Origin of the sequence: Ruminococcus callidus ATCC 27760 (assembly GCF_000468015.1) — a bacterium.
Classification (GTDB): domain Bacteria; phylum Bacillota; class Clostridia; order Oscillospirales; family Ruminococcaceae; genus Ruminococcus_C; species Ruminococcus_C callidus.
Genome location: NZ_KI260389.1, coordinates 68,610 through 87,720, shown reverse-complemented (window position 1 = coordinate 87,720; position 19,111 = coordinate 68,610). Strand labels below are relative to the sequence as shown.

The window sequence follows — 19,111 nt, the reverse complement described above, 5'->3', positions numbered from 1 at the left end:
TTTTATTGCACGAGCATCTGAAGGTGCTGTGTCAACAGAATGGCTTATGCAGCAACCGATTTTTATTCGGAAAAAGTATGTAGATTCCTTTACTGCTGAATTGAAATCTAGAGAGGCTGCTTTGAAAAAGAAATAATTGAAATAAGGGATAAGGTTAAGGAATCTTATCCCTTGTTTTATGCATAGGTGGTGGTTTTATGCCTACAAATAATAATGACATAATTTCTGAGATTAATGGCAGCGATCAGTCAAATTCCAAGAACTTCAGCAATTTTGAAGTTAAAGAATTATATATACTTGAATCTATTGACAAAACTGTAAAAGATATTTTGAAATCAAGTGGGCAATCTTCACAGTCCAATGCATTCAATACCTTATCTGGTAGTAGATCATTTCGAGATAAATCAAAATCAAATATATCAGCCGGAAAGGGATTTTCTCGTGGTGCTACAAATGATTTTGCAGATGCTTTTAAGAAATCAATCTTTGAAGCACTTATCGGTTCTGATTTTAAGGAGCAAATTCAAAGTGTATTTTCAGATTTAGCAGACGGGTTAGGCGTAGAAATAGGTGATATTCCAAAAACTCTTGGTGCAGAACTTGGAAAAACTGTGATGTCTGCATTTAAGGGTTCCGCGATTGGAAAAGAATTAACTGGTAAATTAGATGACGCGAAATCTAAATTTGTTAGTAATTTAAGATCTACTATACTTGGCACTAGCCAGCAATCTGCAAATGCTAAAAATGAGAAGTCTAAAGGTTCTCAATCTCAGCAAGCTGACGGAGATTCTATATTTAGAAAATCTACTAAAAGCAATGTAGTATCTGACATACAGAATATTGTAATTCATGCACAAAGTGTTACAGTACAACAGTCTGATATTTCTAATCTTGCATCTGGTATATCAGAGGAACCCGCTGAACAGATTAAAAACATCATTTCAAGCAATCTTGGGGGAGATGCACTAGCTAAGTTCAAAGAAGCGGATTTGGGTACGATAAAAGATTTCATATCAAAGGGCGATAAATCCAGTATTGCAAACATGTTTACTAGTGCATTTGGTGAATCTGGAGAAGTGTCATCCACTATTCAGGCTCTAACAGGTATGATGAGTACCAGCGGTGCTGAACTAGTCGGATCTTCCGAATTGGCAATAGGTGCAATAGGAGGATTAACCGGTGCTGCTGTAGTAGCAGGTGCTGCGATGGTTGCAGTGACAGCTGCTATGTGGGCATTGTCCCCTGCAATCGAAGCTACTACAAAACTAATAAAGAAAGCATCAGAAACCGCAGATAGATATGCTACATCTAGACAAAATCAAATTAAAACTGAAACAGATCGGTTAAAAGCAGACGTAGAAACAATGGTTAAAGCCCCATTTGACATTCTAAAGCAGGCTGCTGAAGAAATGTATAATGTGTGGGACACTAATCTCAGAAAAATAAATGGTACACAAGGATATAGTAAAGATGACTTACAAGATTTGATTGCGTCATTTGCAGATAGACTGCGTTCTGAGGGTTTAACAAAAGTTGTCAGTGCAAGCTCTATTACAGATAATCTTGCAAAGGTGTTGGATTCTGGACTAAGTGGTAAAGTTGCAGAAGAATTTGCGTATATTGCAACAAAGCTTAATGCCGCAATTCCGACACAAGATTTCTTTTCATATGCAAGTACTTATTCTTCTATTGCCGCAAATGCAATCCGACAAGGCAAGTCACAATCTGACGCTATCGACGAGGCCAATCGACAGTTAGAAGGATTTGCAAATAATATTTTATATGCAAGTCGCGAAGTTGCAGGTGGTTTTACAACTGGTTTAAAGGACGCAGAGAATCTATTCACAGAGTCTGTACAGATTGCACAAGCGTCTAAAACTGGAAATGCTACTCAGATTTCCGCAGTGATGACTGCTGTTTCTGCTATTACAGGAGCAATTGCACCAGATTTAGCACAGTCTATGACTGACGCTATTTACAAGGCGGCGACTGGTGGTAATAGCTCAGAGATTGTGGCGCTACGTTCACTAGCAGGAATCAATGCGTCAAATACTGAATTTCTGAAGCAACTAGCGCAAGATCCACAGAAGGTGTTTGCAAATCTGTTTTCTGAATTAGGAAAACGTCAGAATATGTCAGAAGACGCTTATATGGAAGTTGCAGAAGGACTCTCTAGTATTTTCGGCGTGTCTTCTGATGCTTTTGCAAGAGTGGATTTTTCCTACTTAGCTCAGGCTATATCATCTATGGATACAAATAGCACTGCACTGCTGGATAATATGGATCTTCTTGCATCTGGTCAAACTACCACAAATGCAGAACAGTTAAAAATGCAGCAGATCAATGAGTACATGCTCGATGAAGGATTGTCATATGTACTTGATAACGCCGCCGCTAGATCTATTCAAGAACATATGTGGGATGAACAAATTGCAAATGATTTGATGGATGCTACATATGGTGTAGAGTTGCAAGGGTCTGCACTTGAATTTCTGGAAGGAATTCGTCATACTGTAGAAAACATTATGATACTTGTAAATCCTGCTGCTATGTTTGGAAAGATTAAAGCAGGAATTACAAATTTGATTGGATCCGCAGTTGAAAGTTCCGCACAAAGGGCAGATGTAAAGCAACTCCTTGAACTTGGAAAAGTTGGAAACGGAAATGCTACAGCAGCTTATCAGCTGACAACAACTGGTCAAAACCTAAATGTAACAGACGACATTATCAGTCTTATGGGTGGAATTTCAGCATATTCGACAACATCAAAAATACGGCAAAGTCTTGTAAATACTTACACGCCATGGAATTCTTTTTACGATGCAACATCATCCAGAGGATTTACAAATCGGATGAATCAGGCATACGCTACATTATCATCCATTGGATCTATATTTAATTCTAGTCCATCTTCTAACTATCATTGGGGGACTGTAGGCAAAAGTAGCTCTGGTATATCTTCTGCCATTACAGGATCTGATGTTTTAGGTGTATCTGCATTAAAATCACGGGAATCTCAATCTAGTAATCCAACACGAGTAACAAATAATGCAGTGCAGAAGTTTCTAGGTACAATGAGTTCTTACTTGGAAGAGAATTCTGGAAAGGATGTTTCTTATGAAAACTGGGCGAAAACTGCAACCAGATTTGGAATATCGAATTTATCTGATGCACTAACCGATGTAGGTCTTACAAATGAGGCAGTTCAGGGGCAATTTGAAGCATTTCAAGCAGAGGAAGGTATCAGAATTAAACAGGAACGAGAGCAACGTGAGGATCAATTTTGGGTAGATAATATCACACAGCTATCTACTAGTAACTCATGGATGGAAACCAGTTATAAGAAACAGTCTGATTTTTATGATGATTTTATACTGTTTCACGAAGATTTTCTTGCATATGGCGGCAAGGCAGGGCGATTTGAAGCCTATCAAAAAGCTTTTAATGCTTATTGTACAAGCTGGACAGAGTATTACGTTAAACACACTGCATACAGAAATGCAGTGGGATATGATAGTTCTAGTTGGGATAAGGTTAGATCTGCTGAAAATTCAAAATCGAGAGATGCTGTATATGCTCTAGCTGCTGCGTTAACAAAAAATAGTGTAGATCTGTTAGATCCTGCTGTTCAGACAAACGTATTGCTTGCAGAAATTTTGCAGATTGTAAATGCTATACTACAGACTGAATTTTCAAACTCTGATAGTTCTGCACTACCAAATAGCCTATCTGCTTTAGCATTAGGCATAAATAACCTAAAATGACGTAAAAAGACCTTATATATGGGTATATTATCTAGGAGGGATATCTTTGGATTTTATCAAATTTCCAGTTGCTACAACAAATATTTTCCCATGTGCAAATACTACAAATGGTGGTCAACTTGTAACAGAATTTAACTTACGCTCCAGAGAATCTGTTGCTACAGATTCTAATGTGTCCTATATGATTGGTCCTTCATATGTTCATGGTGAGTCTGATTTTGCCGTAAGCTTGATGAATGCGTCATCCAAGTACTTTGCAGATGAAACACCTACATCATCTACAATTTTAAAAATTAATGAAGGTTCCGCTGTAGTCAACGGTCATTTTATTCAGTCGCTTGTACCAATTACAATAGATTTGGTTTCTGCAAATGAAGAAGCCAGAGTAAATGGTGACGCAGAGTTGACGGGGCATCTTAGCGTAGGTCTACGTGTGATGTATAGCACTGAAGCTACTATGAGCGGATCAATTCTTACCGAATCTAAAGACACACAATATGCTGATTTGTATGAAGGTGTACAGATTGTTATTTTACCAACTACTGCGTTTAAAACTCCAAGCGAAGTTCCGGATGCACAGGAACAGGTGACTGCACATCTCTTGCTTGCAACATTCGACTATTTTAATGGCATAGTCACAAATATTCGGCAAAATTATCCGAGGAAATGTGCAGTCATGGATGCAAGTCGGATCTCAAATGTAGATGCTATGCTGACCGACGACTATTTGAGAAAATCCGGCTTAAACTACAAAAAGCTTTATGTATTTGCTGGGAAAGGAAAAAATCCTGACACCGGAAAAGATACATGGTGTGACGCTACAGATACTATGATGGTATGGGATAAAACTCCAACACCTATGACAGATAGTGAGTTTGTGAATAATGCAGCTAATCAAGGACTAGCTATAAAATCCGGAACTTCATCTGATGCTGTAAAAAATTTAATGAATCGGTACCCAGAAGCACTATTTGATACGCTTTCCACAGATGAAGTTGCAATGGTTGTACCTCATAAAGAAATTGACTATCCTATTCATACATCTAGCGGTGAAGCACAATTGTATCCGCTGAAAGTGTATAAGCTTCCAGTAGCGGATTTTGTAGCAAACACACCTGGTACTGTAGATCGAGCATACACAGAACATGTGAAATCTATCACGCAGAAAATCAATGACTTATATCATTTAACATCTGGAAAGCAACGATGCTACGTCGATGTTTTGAATGATAGAGCAGATTTGCCAGCTTTAAATCAGAAATGGAATGTTGGTGATTACATTCTTGTTGGCGAGGATAACACAATTGATATATCTAATACCGAGTATACACAACCTCCATCCTCTATGTATGTAGTAATACCTGGTATTGTATCAGCTGTAAAATATATAGGTAGTACTAAAAATTTAACTACAGCGTCAGATGAAGTTGCAGTTGGCGGAGGTCAGGTACCTCCGATGGGGGTTTTAATTCAAAGTTTAACACAGTCAGATCCCCCAAATATAACAGATGCATCTGTATATAATGCATATTTCCATTTTGACGAAAATGAATATCGTGGTGCATACGGAGTTGATTATTTTGCGATTGATACACCTGTAATAGACGAATCAACCGGTGTCCAAAAAATTGATAAGGAATCAGGATTATCCCTGTTTGATAGATACTACTATGTTGTTGACACTTCAGGTAAAAAATCTTATACAGATCCACCGATTTGGCTTACAGATGAAATTCCATTGGCTCAGACAGATCGAATTGGTGGATTTTTAAACGTACCAGACACTGCTACAGATGCAGGTTATGTCATTCGTGATGATGAAGGTCATCTTCGCATCCTAGATTATTCTTTACTTAGATCTGGAACACTAGCATATCAACTAGGAGAGGATTTTGAAACATCATCCGGTTTGTCCATTTCAGAAATTCAAGCACAGTTAGACGAGTATGTAAATTACAGAGTTGCGTTTCCGGATGCCACACAAATGCACCGCATTCAAAATGACGGTATACCGAACGAAATCAATGTAATTATTCATCTGTCTGCTGCCACAGATGAGGAGATTGCATCTAAGAGTACAACATTAACTATTCGGGCAATTGATTCAAGGTTTAACACTCATGTAAATTTACAGATTTTGGGATCAGCAGATTCTAATGTTACTATAAATATTGAGGACTGTGAGAGAATCAGAATTGATACCATTTCCGGTACACCACATGTGAATCTATATCGTTCATGCTTATATTATGACTATACAATACTGGATAGACTTGCACAGGATACTATCGAGGATATGCGTTTATGGTATGTTATGCGTAAATCTACTGATCCTAGATTGACTGTTGACTATATGACTGTTCGTGAGTACGATACTCCAACCATTTCGTCTGGAACAGATTTTTACGATACAAGCACCCCAAATGATAATCATTTTCTGTATGGTTTACAAAGCCTTACATTTAGTAGTGACGGTACAATTGTTGGATGCTCTATGCTTGTTCGTAATGATTCTACATCAAACGTGCAAGAGGGAAAATTCATCATTGGTAACTCTTATGTTATTCCACAGGGTGGTGCATTGATGTACCCTCAAAAACTATTAAGAAAGCAATTAAAGGTAACTGGACAATTTATATCTGCTTATCATATTGCGTCACCGGATAAATGGGTGGTACAAAATACAAGCTTCACTGCATTAAGCCAAAAGTATGAGGTTTCTACGGATGGTACTGCAAAAACCATCTCCGGTACAATTACATTCCTTGTAGATGCATTTTATGTAGATAATGCACAAGTTCTGTCCGGAACTGGAACAGACGCATCTGATTCTATCGACGGATGGGAACCGTCAAAGTTTCATATATTCTCAGGTGGTGCTTTATCATGATATATATTCATAATATCATAAAAATAAAATATGTAAATGAGGGGTATCTTCCAAATTATCCATATCATATGATCAGCGATCGTGAAATGTGCACAGCGTTCTTAAACACTAGTTCAAACAGCTTTTTTACGGATAACTACCCATGCGTTTCAGAATCTATTAAAATTGAATATACGTCTTTAGTTACAGCCATACAATATCACATTGATAAATATCTTGAATCCGCACATACCCAATCTCAGTATGAAATTCCAGACTGGGTATACAGTTACATGTTGGGTACTGTGATATCTGTAAATAGTGATCCGTTGGATATTCATGATTTACTAGTGCTATTAGGGTGCGATAATATATCAGATACTTTTTCTGACGTTGCATCAACTTTATGCTACAAGGAGAGTAATCAGTGGCTTAGAAAACGACCTACGTTTAATGGTGACTCTCGATACATTACATATCATGGAAAACGTATTGATTTGAGACCTCCGACGATGTTTGGAGAACCACATGTTATAAAAAGTGCTAGATTAAGAACATCAAATTTGACGTAAGCAGGTGATGCGTTTGCAGTATTTACCAATAAATCTTCCGACAGGGAATTCAGTTGGAACATCATTAGTAGAATTAGCAAATCTTATTAGTTCAAGAGACATTGATAGCGTTCTAAATCTGAATAATATAACAAGATCGCATGATATCGGTAAGTCACTTCTTGATTTTTATAAAACTCTGAATATTGATTCCTGCGATAATGTCACATACCAAGAAAAAGGATCAATTTTGAATACACTAACTAGTGATTCTGATGTGTTTGAAACAGCTGCATTACTCAATGAAACTGAATGGAAATTTTTGAAATTGACTGGAAGTTTTTATGGTATGCTGAAAATTCCAGAAACTGTAAGACTGTTGAGCGTTGTGGGTGTACTAGGAAACAAGGATCATGTGAAAAAAGATATCTACAACAAGTCTTTTATGATGCTGAATGACGAGAAAACATATGACCATAAAATCGATCCATCTATATTCAATAGTTATGATGGTAAGCGTGGTTCTCAGATTCTAACATCGACACCTACAAATAATCCAATGCAGTGGTTTAAGCTCCCTTGGGGCAAAATATCTTTGTATTCTTCACTGTCAGGTAAGTCTATGGATTTTCCTGTATATCCAGATGGTTTGAAAGATGGTGTACAGGCCAACTATGAAACTATGTCTGATATTTTATACCAATATGAACCATGGCAGGTGTACCATAGTTCAGGTCCGAGGTCTAACACATTTTCATTTAAGATGCACCGTGATATGTGGAGCGGAAATCATCTTGATGGAAAATGTAATGAGCTGATCCGGTTCTGCGAGGCAAATTGCTATCCAGATTATAAGGGTGCATCCGTTCAAACTTCAACAGTTACTTTATACCTTGTAGGAAAGCCATACATTACCGGAGTTATGACTTCTGTAGATGTTTCATGGGACAGTGACAGTCCAATCGGACAGGATGGGTTTTATCTAGTATGTCAACTAGACTTAACTATCACAGAGGTAGCGTCAGAACCATTGAGCTATAATACAGTTATGAATAAGGGGTTGATCTCATGAGTTCATTATGCTCAAAAAAGTATATCAAACCAATATATTATGATACACTAACACCTTATCAGGAAATAGATTACCATGGTATTCAGTATACGGTTTGTCGAGATTTTGATAATATCAGCAGATATCGTGGTTTGCGTCAAATAGTGCATGATCCAAACGAATCGACTCGATTCATTACATTGGAAACACAAAATACAGTGACATCTAATGCAAAATTTGAATATTATGATGTGCCACTATCTGAAGAAAATAGGTTAGATCTTATTTCAAATAGATTCTTCGGTTCACCTCAATACAGCTGGGTAATCTCTTATTTTAATGATATTGAAGATGGATATACTGTTCATGAAGGTCAAAGATTACGCATATTGAAGAATATTGCAGCACTGTTCAATAACGGAGAATTGCTTGCACCAATTTCAGCAATGCAGATGAATCTTGGTACAGAATAACCGGATTTACAAGTTTATATTTGTGCATTTTGTACATTGACTTTTTGGATAGACAACGATAGAATAAGAGTAGAAACTGTAGAACTTTTGGAGGTGATTGTATGAAACGTTATGTAAAACGACAACCATACGAACCTAATAATCTTGACAAAATATTAACGGCAGAGTCAGTTGATGTAAATTCTGAAACTTATGATATTGAATCTGATTCGCTCGACACATATTACTCGTTTACATCATTGGAAGAGTATAGAAAATTTTTGAAACAAGTAGGGGCTGATTAATTGTCACGTATACTACAATTAAGCAATCGATATATTCGTGGGAGAAAACGTTGTAAGAAACGTGGTTGTAATATGAAATTGCTTGATGATATAGAAACTATTTTGTCAACTAGATCATTTACAGATGGGGAAATTGTAAAATATAAGGTTCATAATCTATCTGGATCATTGAAAGGGTTTCAAGAATTACATCTAGGAAATCGATGCAGCGATTGGGTTGTAATATATCAAATATCAGGAAATCACGTTAAATTTGAAGATACAATTGTAACTATGTATGATACTGGTACACATAAAGACTGCTTTGGTGCTTATGAACCAGACAACATGGAAATCATTTGGGTGTGAGTAAGATACAACATTGTGAGGTGTTTGCATCAAAACTAATCATGCATTGACTTCATAACCTTAAATAATAGCGATAGCTCTTTATAAGAGCTATCGCTATTTTTTTTGTTTGTTATGGAGGTGTGCATCTTGAAAAAACAACCATTTTGTAATTTTACATTAGCAGGTGTAAGTATTACAGATTTTGGATTAGAAATGCCATCTCCATTTGCATCTTTGGAATTAAGCAATAGTGAAATACAGTCTATGACATCATGGACACTGAATTGCATAGTTGGTGGAGATGCCTCACGAAAAATGAATATTGCGGCATTTGAAGCACTACTGTATAGTGCAGCACAGTCTGCAGCTCAGTATCCAGATTCCAGTGGTATTCCAGTATCATTTATCTTTGGGTGGCTAGATGAATTTGGGAATGTTGCAGAATGCTTATCCTATCAAGGTTTTACAATTAAGTTTTCGGTAAGCACTACTGGAGTATACATGAACTATAAAATCACAGGATATGCGTCGCTTGCAGTGCAAACCAGTATGCCTGTATTGCGTATTCCTGCGGTGAGCGGATTTGTACAGCCGTCTGCAATTGTTGTAGCACTAGCAGAATCTGTTAAGGCTACATCTTACTATGAACTTGATATAGATCGAAATGACACACCAACTCTTGTAAATCATGGACCTATTACAACTAGCTTTAATAAGTATGTTCGCGGTGAATTTTCAGCAGATGACGAATATTCAGAATTTCCAGGACTGCTTCCACTATCTAAAACATATAGTTCTGCACAAAATGCCGCAGGATTGATTTATGGCTTCCACGGAGTCCGTAAATTAAGTCAGGTTGTAAATAATGCAACAGACCATGTTTCAGATTATTTAAGACGTAGTAATGTAGATACAACACCACAGTGTGCATCATTTAGTTATTGGGTAGATGAGCCGACAATGACTCGTCCTGGAATTATCCATTATAAATCAAATGCTAATATTATGTCGTCACAGAATAATGACGTACTGGAGTATGGTACAGAAAATGCAAATGTTTTATCAATCAGCGGCAGCTATGATGGTGTAGCATATAATATGTCTGATATGAATTTCAGACAAGTTGGATTTGCTGTAGATGGTAGTGGTAATACTATTACACAAGATGCTCAGGTTGTAAACAGTTGGAGCAGTTCTCTTTCTGATGTGTTTCAGTCCGCTAGTATTATCAATGACGTAAACGCATTAGCATCTCAGTTTAGCGGAGATTTCACGGTTCAGATTCCAGGTAGTGTGAAGTCATATACTGTGGCTCAACCAGTTTCCTTGATTGTATATTCTGGTGGTACACTATCACCAATTACAGGTATTTATAACATCGTATCTGTAACTCATAATGTGAGCAATTTATTTGTGACTACGCTGAAACTACAGCGGTTAGTTATCAGTAATGCAAATCAGACAGCTGCGGCACAAGGAATATTTGTTTCAGGAAGTAGTAACTATAATCGAAGTTCTTACGATACGACAAATAATATCATTACTCCATACATGGTCAAATTCGGAGATCTATATCCGAATTTTGAGCACATGTCAACTCAGTAGGTGATTTCATGTATAAAGAGTATTCCTATTCACCTATAACAAAATCATCTGTCAAAATATTAGTTCCCTGGATTTCAAATAGACAATCAAAGTTGTATAGTACTTACAAAACTTTGCATACTGGATTAGATATACAAACACACGATGTGTATGGATTCCAGTCTGGAGTTGTAACACAAATTGGAAAAGATGAAGATGGTCACTCTGTTGTTACAGTTCAGTATAGCGGTCATGTTTCTCTTCGATATGGTCATTTGATGGGTGTTTATGTAAAATCCGGCGAAACACTATTTGTCGGATCATTCATTGGAGTTGCTTATAAGTATGTGCATTTCGAGTATGTTACAACTGAGTCATCAATTTGGCCTGTCCATATTGGAACTATAACTTATTATAAACACGATCCAGAACCGCTTTTATCTGGTGATATTATCCTGAATGCAAATGATTGGTCTCAGGTACATCAAGCCAACTATTATTACGATGCGGCTTATCCTTTGACTGGAGCTATGGCTGATGAGTTTTCAAATAATCGAAATGGTGATTAACTGTGGCTGGTAATTCAAATTTAGCGTCATATATTGACAATAGTTCTACTAATTTCAATGAGCGTACAAAGTCAATTTCCAAAATAACTATACACATTGCAGCAGGATCTGTTACGCTAGATGGATTGTCCAGAACTATGCACGATTCATCGAGAGAAGTAAGCTGGAACTATGGTATAGATGATAACGGAAAGATTGGACTGTATATTCCAGAAAAGTATAGAGCATGGACATCATCTAGTCAAGAGAATGATAACGTAGCAGTTACAATAGAAGTTTCTAACACTGTGGCTAAGTATCCATGGCCTATTTCTGATGCCGCCTACTCTGCATTGCTTAATCTTTGTGAAGATATTTGTAGACGAAATAATATTCCTGCATTGAATTATACTGGTAATAAGTCCGGCAATTTGACGATGCACAGATGGTTTTCCAATAAAGAGTGTCCAGGTGATTATCTTGCTGCTAAGTTTTCAGATATTGCAAAGCAAGTCAATGAGCGACTGAAAAAGAAAAAAATATCCTCATTTTTGACAAATCCAGAAACATCTGAATCAACCTCTGCTGGAGATGCGTTTTTAGGAACAACTACAGATATTGCGTCAATGATTGATTATACGTCATTTACGCCATATATTGCAACAATATCTCCATCTGTGAAATCATTCGACGGTGCGAAACTAAAAGATCTTGGTGTTGTAGGTGTAGCGATAAACTCAGGAACCTATTTTGATTCTGTTCATATACAGAACAGTACATATAGATCTCAAAATTTAGATGCACATATAAAATCCGCAGTTTCTGCAAATCTTCCATTTTCATTATACACTGAAATACGTTCTAAAACGGTATCAGAGGTAAACAGAGAACTGGATGAATTGCAACTATGTGTGCAAAAATATAACCCAACAATGGGCGTGTGGATTAAAATAGGATTTCAAAATTCAAAATCTATGAATAATGACATTATAGACCGATGCAAAAAGCGACTTTTCATGCTGGGTCTGAAAAATAAAATTGGTCTATATTGTACACTGGAAAAATTAAAACTGATAGACTGGAAAGAGCGATCAGAAGATTGGCTTTTATGGCTAGATTCTCATGTATCAGATGTTTCTGAATTTGAGTGTGTTTTAAATCCAGAATTTTTCATGACTGGTTATGATTGAGTGGTGAGGTTATGGCATTTACTCCTAGATTAAATGCACCATCTACAGCAGATAAATATTGGTTGAGACCGTCTAGCGGCGGATATAATCAATGTATCAATATTAGCGGCGGCAGTGTACTTCCAAATTGTGTTGGATATGCTTATGGCAGATTCATGGAAATCATGGGCAAAACATCATGTAATTTATCTACGCATAATGCTGGACTGTGGTATGGGAATACTGCTGACGGCTATCAAAGGGGTGCCTCACCGAGATTAGGTGCAGTCGTGTGCTGGAGCAGACCAGGAGATGCAGGGCATGTTGCTATTGTAGAACAAATCAATTCAGATGGTTCAATTGTAACGTCCAATAGTGCATATGGTGGTAGGAGATTTTATCAGCAAACATTGAAACCACCAGCATATACATGGAGCAATAATTATCATTTTCAAGGATTTATCTATAATTCTGCTACAGTATCTGATACTGGAACTGCAATGCCTACAGTTACTACGAGTAAATTATCACAATTCTTCCAAGTAGCCAATTCTCATATGGGAGAACACGGAAATTGGGTGTGGACAACATTAGGATGGGAAGGGGAATGGTGCTGTGCATTTTTAATGGCATGTGCAAAGACAGTAGGTGGTCTACTGGATGTTATTATTCCAACAACCTATTCGTGTACAACACTATGTCAATATGGAAGAGAACATAAGTGTAACAGCGTATTTATTGATGGACCTAGAAACGGAAATGCTGTAAAACCACAAGTAGGCGACTTTATCCTGTTTAACTTCAATAAGACTGGAAAATATGAATGTTCCCATGTCGGTGTCGTATCTGAATTGAATGGCGATAAGATCATGACAATTGAAGGTAATACAAAGACATATAATAGATATACTAGTGTAATTGCAAATCATGAGTATGATTATACAAATACTTCAATTGTCGGATACTTTAGGCCAAACTGGTCACTTGTAGGTGCATCTGTGAGCGACTTAGCAAGCTATGGGTTATCCGGCTATGGATCACTGTTTACAACGAAAACAACTAGGCGAGATGCGACGATTCGTGAAATTGCATATATCACGAATGACAAGTTTAGCACAGCTCAATCCGGAATACGATTATCAGCTATTAACTATACAGATAAATTAAACTCTATGTACTCCGGTTATTCTGATATGGCTAATCCTGCAAATGTGATTATTGATGGAATAACCGACACAAATGCAAAAGCAATTATTGAATATCTACTTGGAAAAGGATTAAATGCTGCTGCATCTTGTGGTATATGCGGTAATATCTATTATGAAAGTTCCTACAGAACAGATGCTGTCAATAAGAGCAGTGGTGCATCTGGAATATGTCAATGGCTAGGTAGTCGAAAAACTGCTATGATTAGTGCAGCCGGATCGAATTGGATGAACAATCTTACAGGTCAGTTAGATTATCTATGGTATGAACTCTCTAATGGATTTTCTAAGGTGTTACAGCATTTGCAATCTGTCACGAACAATGACAGTGGGGCACAAGATGCTGCTGATTATTTTGTACGGCAGTTTGAAAAACCTGGTAGTTATGAAAAAACTTCACCACCTAGAAAAGCAAAAGCGTCTGAATTATTTAGTCAGTTGGTTGTACAACAAGTTTCCTCTGGTACTGTAAGTTTAGGAAACTCTAAAATTCCGCTTCAATCTGGAATTCCTACAGCAGGTGGTACAGAGATTGTTATACCGTCATACGTCGGACAGTCTGGTATATCTGACATTTATACAAATTACTCGTATTTCTATACAAGATGGAATAAGCGTACTGACCAATATAAGCTTGCTCAAATATGGGGCAGCATGGGGAGACCTAGTGATAGAAATATAGCAATAATCAACGGAAATTATTTGATCGCCGTAAAGCCGATATTCGGAAAAGTTGGAGATATGATGACAGTAGTACTGAATGATGGTACATATTTTAATGCAATTATGGCGGATGCAAAAGCTAATGAGAACGGATCTACTGGGTATGCAGCATATGGTCATGGATCAAATGGGCATGTTAATGTCGTAGAGTGGGAAGCTGTAGGTAATCCCAATACCGATACAACTGGAAGTGCATATCCACGAGATCTGACAGGATGGAAAGGTAAAACTGTTGCACGAATCATCAATCGAGGTGCATGGATGAAATGATAACATATGGATATGCCAAAGAGTATCAGTATACAGGTGACGGAACATTGAAGATAAAGGTGCGTATTCCGTCTGTACATGGACCATATAATATGCGAGATTATGGTGGAAAACAAGTGCGAAATTATGTCTATGATGAAGATCTGCCTTGGATTAGTTCTATCCTTTTACCACATTTGCCACAAGAGGGTGAAGTAGTTGCTATTGCATCTTTGGATAAAGGAAATAGTGATTTTATTGTTATCGGACTTACAGGTGGCAGTTATCAATCTGGTGCAGTGAATTTTGGGGAGTGATTTTTATGATTTCTTCTTTGTCATTTCCAAACTTATTTGATGTATCAAGGAATAAAGTTGGTGTTTTAACAAATAAGGACGCTATCGCAAACCGATGCAGACTTCTTATGCTGACAGAACCAACAGAATTGTACAACTATCCGACATTCGGTGTCGGATTAAAGCAATATTTATTTCAGTATAACACTGAAAATACAAAAGCAATTTTGAAAGATAAGATCAAGAATCAGTTTCGTACATTTGAACCAGACTGTAATGCAGCTAATACATCTTTTGCAGATGGACTTTTGGTTACTGGAGAAAATGAAGATACTACAGTTCAAGATTTTAATACATTGAAGTTGACAGTTGGAATACAAACCGTATTAGGCGATGATGTGGAGGTAACAATAGATGGCGAGTAATGCACCTTCTGGAATGGTAAAATACACATCCAGAGATTTTGATTCAATTATGAAAGACTTCTGGGATCTAGTTCCTAAACTTACAGAACTGTGGAATCCAAGTGTATATGACGCAAGTGATTCTACAAAGTGGAATCCGGATGCAATCTCTGATCCTGGTGTTGTACTTGGTATCTTTTTAGCCAGTGTTGCAGATATGCTTGGTGTAAATACAGATTGGCTTGCAAATGAGGTATTTGCACCATCTGTATCCCAACGGAAAAATGCCGAAAAATTATTCAGTCTAATGGGATATACGCTTGGATGGTATACAGCTGCCAGAACAGAGGTAACATTTACAAACAACACGGAGAATTCAATTACTCTAGACTTTGGATTTAATGGTGGAAATTTCTGTACAGTCAATGCCTATACAGACATCACAAATCAGTCCAGAGTTATTACATACAATATCTTGCCAATGACAAATACTTATGGTGCTGCAGAAACTAGAAGTAAGCGCCAGATTATTGCAGATGGTACAAATGTGTTTGCAGATACCGATATTGTTCACCTTGCACCAGGTAAAACCTGCACCCGTGTAGCGGTAGAAGGTTCTCTGCGGTCTGTTGCAAAGTCTGTAGAAGAAATAAAAAAGAATAACTGTGTTATTAAGCTGCCATCTCAACACATTGATACAACTGCTGTATGGGTAAAAGCAAAGGCAAGCTTGCATGATACTTATTTAGATACCCAGTGGGTTCAGGTAAGTTCTCCGTCTGAATTTATTGAACCAGAACCGATGTTTGCAGTTACCTACGATAATTACAGCAATGCACAGTTACAGATTTCAAATTATATCAACCAACTGGAGAATTACTCTAACAACTATCTTGTAATTTACTGGATTGAATGCTCTGGTGCAATCGGATGTGTCAATGCAAATGTACTATCCAATTTCCAGCCCGCAAAACCAAATGCGTGTGATAATGCAAAGTACACAACAGAATCTGGTGATATTTCTGTATCAAACCTTGCAAATACATCTGAAATGCCACACACTTATACGGTAACTGGAAAAAGCCCAGAAACTGCAAAAGAAGCATATCGAAATAGCCGAAATTATATCAATACATGGGATAGTTTGATCACACTTCCAGATTTTACACGTTTTTTGACACGAGAAGCCGGAATTGACTGCGGAACTGTACTTGATTGTCAAAAGGCATTAGAGATAAATCTTGCAATTTACAAAAACACAAATTTGACAGATGCTCAAAAGAGTAAAATGTATATCACTTATCATGATTTCCCAGAATCATCTGATACCTATACACAGTTTAAGTGGGATAATATTCTGGACATTGGTTTTGATCCAACAGATCCAAATCGATTTGTATTTTCTACAAATTTTCAAAGATACACAGCGATGTGCTTTGCAATCTATAATGATTTCAATGAATCCGAGTATACGGATACAACTTATACACCAGTAAAGAAGAATACGATAAGCACAGTGAAGTATGCATCATCTAGTAATGATTATGATTATGCGTTTATCGGGTATCAGCCGCCTATGAATATCATAAACAGTGTAATAGATGATTATAGACCATTGCAAGCAATGTCTGTAGAGCTGCAATTTGGATTTGTTCGTGTTTTCCCGTGGTATGTTGTTGGTGAAATTTATCCTAAGACTACAGTCGATAAGGATAAAGCAAAAACGATCATTGCAAATGTCAAAGAAAAACTCGCTCTGTATTTTTCTCCTGCAAATCGAAAACTAGGACAAAAGCCGACGGTAATGGAAGTTGTTGAGATTATTGAGAGTGCAGATTCTAACATTCGATACTTTGATGCCGGAAATCTTAAATTTCCTGTGATAAACTGGGGAGAACTATCTAAAGTTGGTGCACAAGAACATATTGATACTTACGATATTGAGTATTTTAATCCAATTTCATTTGCACGGTATCAGGATTTAGGTGCAAATATCGGAGAATCCAGAAACAACTTACGAATTGCTCCGGATTGGATACTAGAATGATTGGTGGTGATACATTATGAATATAAAATCAGTATCACTTCCAGAAATCTATAAATCTAGTGCCGACTTTCGATTTTTTATAGATTGGTTTACAGCATCACTCTCAAAAATTCAGTATGATATTGAAAATTTCATGGATTTATATGATCCGCTGAAATGCCCAGAAGATTTGTTGTGGATGCTTGCAGATACTATGGGATATAAATTCGATGATCGATTGAATACAGCGTTTAATCGACTTGTTTTGCTGTATTTTATGTCAGTTATCAAGAATCGTGGCAGCAAAGATGGTGTGACACTTGCTGCTGAGTTGAATCTTGCACAATTTCGTATTGAAGATGCTGCAAAAGAAAATGACATACTGAACAACCGACTAGAGGATGTTTCTATCCCAGTAAATACTGTGTATGTCACACCACATACTGCTGACGGATATATTGACGTGGTCTACTTCGCAGATAAAAAGCCCTTGGATGCTTGTATCGAATATGCAAGACCAGTTGGGATGTTTTTATTCCAGCATGCAGGTGTAAGATATGACGCTAGAACAAAAATTGGAATTGATGCGCGACTTACAAATGTAAATGACATTGGAATGTCATTTGGTCCAGTGCAAGTTGGACATTATCGCAGAGAAGATTATGCTAGATTACAAAAGACACTGGATTCTGATGGTACAAAAGTGGATATTTCTCATAAGAAACACAATGTATGGTCTAGGAATAGCGATTACGAGGATAGAGCAAACGGTGATGGTACATACGAAAGTGGTACAAAGTCACAAGATACTATAAATCCTGCATATCGGGCACTGTATTCTATGCAGATCAGTAATAATGAGGAAATTGTAAAATCCTTGGTATCTGATCCAATATTCAGTATTGGATATGAACCACAAGATGTAAGTACAACATTCCCAGATGACTATTTAACTAGAACTAGAAATGAGAATGGCGTAGTAAGTCAGACATCCTATAATCCATATACAGAATCTAAGCCATGGAATCTGAGGTATGATCGAGATTACGATGAGTCTCAGACACATAAACAGGATTCTGGTGTATATGATGTCATGACATTAGATCCAGACAGATCTACAGATATTTTGAATCCCAGACCTGCGGTAAATCCAGTAATGTCTCAAATGGGCGATGCAATTTCTCTAAACGATTCTAATTCATCTTACACAAAAGTAGACAAAGACGGAAATATTACTCATACCTAAAAACACAGACCGATAGCGTAAAACTATCGGTCTTTTTGTATTTGTTCACATTCAAAACCTTTTATACAAGGTGAATAAAGGTGGTGAGTGTGATATGTCAGATACAGTAACTCCAATGGGACAAGGTCCTGCAAAACCTGCGACAACAACAGAGCAGGTAAAAGATGATAATGGATTTACAAATCCAAATCTTCATAGACGTATATACACATCACCAGACGATACTTCAACCACATACAAACTTGGTATTTATGGGTATGATTCTTACCGAGTTACAGAAACCGTGGTACATGATGAAGAATCAAGAACATGTGAAATTCCGTAATGGTGGTGTGGTAA

General features: G+C 37.1%; 15 protein-coding genes. All 15 read left to right on the top strand.

Annotated elements, in window-relative coordinates; all coding sequences use genetic code 11:
• The first annotated feature begins 197 nt into the window (after window positions 1-197).
• The 15 genes from RUMCAL_RS06970 to RUMCAL_RS06900 all read left to right on the top strand — a co-directional run bounded on the left by RUMCAL_RS06970 (window position 198) and on the right by RUMCAL_RS06900 (window position 19,097).
• Complete coding sequence (locus RUMCAL_RS06970; protein ID WP_021681959.1) at window positions 198-3,764, top strand: hypothetical protein; 3,567 nt, start codon at window positions 198-200, stop codon at window positions 3,762-3,764.
• Window positions 3,765-3,810: 46 nt separating this feature from the next.
• Window positions 3,811-6,654, top strand: a complete 2,844-nt coding sequence (locus RUMCAL_RS06965; protein WP_040647373.1) for a hypothetical protein — start codon at window positions 3,811-3,813, stop codon at window positions 6,652-6,654.
• A gap of 564 nt (window positions 6,655-7,218) precedes the next feature.
• Window positions 7,219-8,256, top strand: coding sequence for a hypothetical protein (locus RUMCAL_RS06960; RefSeq protein ID WP_156902466.1), 1,038 nt, complete (start codon window positions 7,219-7,221; stop codon window positions 8,254-8,256).
• Window positions 8,253-8,708 carry a hypothetical protein gene (locus RUMCAL_RS06955; RefSeq protein ID WP_021681955.1) on the top strand — a complete coding sequence of 152 codons (456 nt, stop codon included), beginning with the start codon at window positions 8,253-8,255 and terminating at the stop codon, window positions 8,706-8,708. The genes RUMCAL_RS06960 and RUMCAL_RS06955 overlap by 4 nt, the downstream gene beginning before the upstream one ends.
• A 101-nt stretch (window positions 8,709-8,809) precedes the next feature.
• Window positions 8,810-8,992, top strand: coding sequence for a hypothetical protein (locus RUMCAL_RS06950; RefSeq protein WP_040647370.1), 183 nt, complete (start codon window positions 8,810-8,812; stop codon window positions 8,990-8,992).
• A complete protein-coding gene (locus tag RUMCAL_RS06945; RefSeq protein WP_084194371.1) occupies window positions 8,993-9,340 on the top strand; it encodes a type II toxin-antitoxin system mRNA interferase toxin, RelE/StbE family in 348 nt (115 codons plus the stop codon). It begins immediately after the preceding gene.
• Window positions 9,341-9,469: 129 nt separating this feature from the next.
• Window positions 9,470-10,927, top strand: a complete 1,458-nt coding sequence (locus RUMCAL_RS06940) for a hypothetical protein (protein WP_156902464.1) — start codon at window positions 9,470-9,472, stop codon at window positions 10,925-10,927.
• An 8-nt stretch (window positions 10,928-10,935) separates the two neighbouring features.
• On the top strand, window positions 10,936-11,475 hold the full coding sequence (locus RUMCAL_RS06935) for a M23 family metallopeptidase (protein ID WP_040647368.1): 540 nt from the start codon (window positions 10,936-10,938) through the stop codon (window positions 11,473-11,475).
• A gap of 2 nt (window positions 11,476-11,477) precedes the next feature.
• Window positions 11,478-12,644, top strand: coding sequence for a peptidoglycan recognition protein family protein (locus RUMCAL_RS14575; protein ID WP_084194370.1), 1,167 nt, complete (start codon window positions 11,478-11,480; stop codon window positions 12,642-12,644).
• 11 nt (window positions 12,645-12,655) lie between these two features.
• Window positions 12,656-14,821 (top strand): phage tail tip lysozyme, encoded by a 2,166-nt coding sequence (locus RUMCAL_RS06925; protein ID WP_084194369.1) that lies wholly within the window; start codon window positions 12,656-12,658, stop codon window positions 14,819-14,821.
• Window positions 14,818-15,117, top strand: coding sequence for a hypothetical protein (locus RUMCAL_RS06920; protein WP_040647366.1), 300 nt, complete (start codon window positions 14,818-14,820; stop codon window positions 15,115-15,117). The genes RUMCAL_RS06925 and RUMCAL_RS06920 overlap by 4 nt, the downstream gene beginning before the upstream one ends.
• A 5-nt stretch (window positions 15,118-15,122) precedes the next feature.
• Complete coding sequence (locus RUMCAL_RS06915) at window positions 15,123-15,521, top strand: GPW/gp25 family protein (RefSeq protein ID WP_040647364.1); 399 nt, start codon at window positions 15,123-15,125, stop codon at window positions 15,519-15,521.
• Complete coding sequence (locus RUMCAL_RS06910) at window positions 15,511-17,547, top strand: hypothetical protein (RefSeq protein ID WP_021681947.1); 2,037 nt, start codon at window positions 15,511-15,513, stop codon at window positions 17,545-17,547. The genes RUMCAL_RS06915 and RUMCAL_RS06910 overlap by 11 nt, the downstream gene beginning before the upstream one ends.
• 16 nt (window positions 17,548-17,563) lie before the next feature.
• Window positions 17,564-18,772, top strand: coding sequence for a phage tail protein (locus RUMCAL_RS15940; protein ID WP_021681946.1), 1,209 nt, complete (start codon window positions 17,564-17,566; stop codon window positions 18,770-18,772).
• Window positions 18,773-18,866: 94 nt separating this feature from the next.
• Window positions 18,867-19,097 carry a hypothetical protein gene (locus RUMCAL_RS06900; protein WP_156902462.1) on the top strand — a complete coding sequence of 77 codons (231 nt, stop codon included), beginning with the start codon at window positions 18,867-18,869 and terminating at the stop codon, window positions 19,095-19,097.
• The last annotated feature ends 14 nt before the right edge of the window (window positions 19,098-19,111 follow it).

What these genes read in the sequence shown, in the direction of transcription:
- RUMCAL_RS06970 (WP_021681959.1), top strand. Translation starts at nt 198, where the DNA reads ATGCCTACAAATAATAATGACATAATTTCTGAGATTAATGGCAGCGAT.
- RUMCAL_RS06955 (WP_021681955.1), top strand. Translation starts at nt 8,253, where the DNA reads ATGAGTTCATTATGCTCAAAAAAGTATATCAAACCAATATATTATGAT.
- RUMCAL_RS06950 (WP_040647370.1), top strand. Translation starts at nt 8,810, where the DNA reads ATGAAACGTTATGTAAAACGACAACCATACGAACCTAATAATCTTGAC.
- RUMCAL_RS06935 (WP_040647368.1), top strand. Translation starts at nt 10,936, where the DNA reads ATGTATAAAGAGTATTCCTATTCACCTATAACAAAATCATCTGTCAAA.
- RUMCAL_RS06925 (WP_084194369.1), top strand. Translation starts at nt 12,656, where the DNA reads ATGGCATTTACTCCTAGATTAAATGCACCATCTACAGCAGATAAATAT.
- RUMCAL_RS06920 (WP_040647366.1), top strand. Translation starts at nt 14,818, where the DNA reads ATGATAACATATGGATATGCCAAAGAGTATCAGTATACAGGTGACGGA.
- RUMCAL_RS06915 (WP_040647364.1), top strand. Translation starts at nt 15,123, where the DNA reads ATGATTTCTTCTTTGTCATTTCCAAACTTATTTGATGTATCAAGGAAT.
- RUMCAL_RS06910 (WP_021681947.1), top strand. Translation starts at nt 15,511, where the DNA reads ATGGCGAGTAATGCACCTTCTGGAATGGTAAAATACACATCCAGAGAT.
- RUMCAL_RS15940 (WP_021681946.1), top strand. Translation starts at nt 17,564, where the DNA reads ATGAATATAAAATCAGTATCACTTCCAGAAATCTATAAATCTAGTGCC.
- RUMCAL_RS06900 (WP_156902462.1), top strand. Translation starts at nt 18,867, where the DNA reads ATGTCAGATACAGTAACTCCAATGGGACAAGGTCCTGCAAAACCTGCG.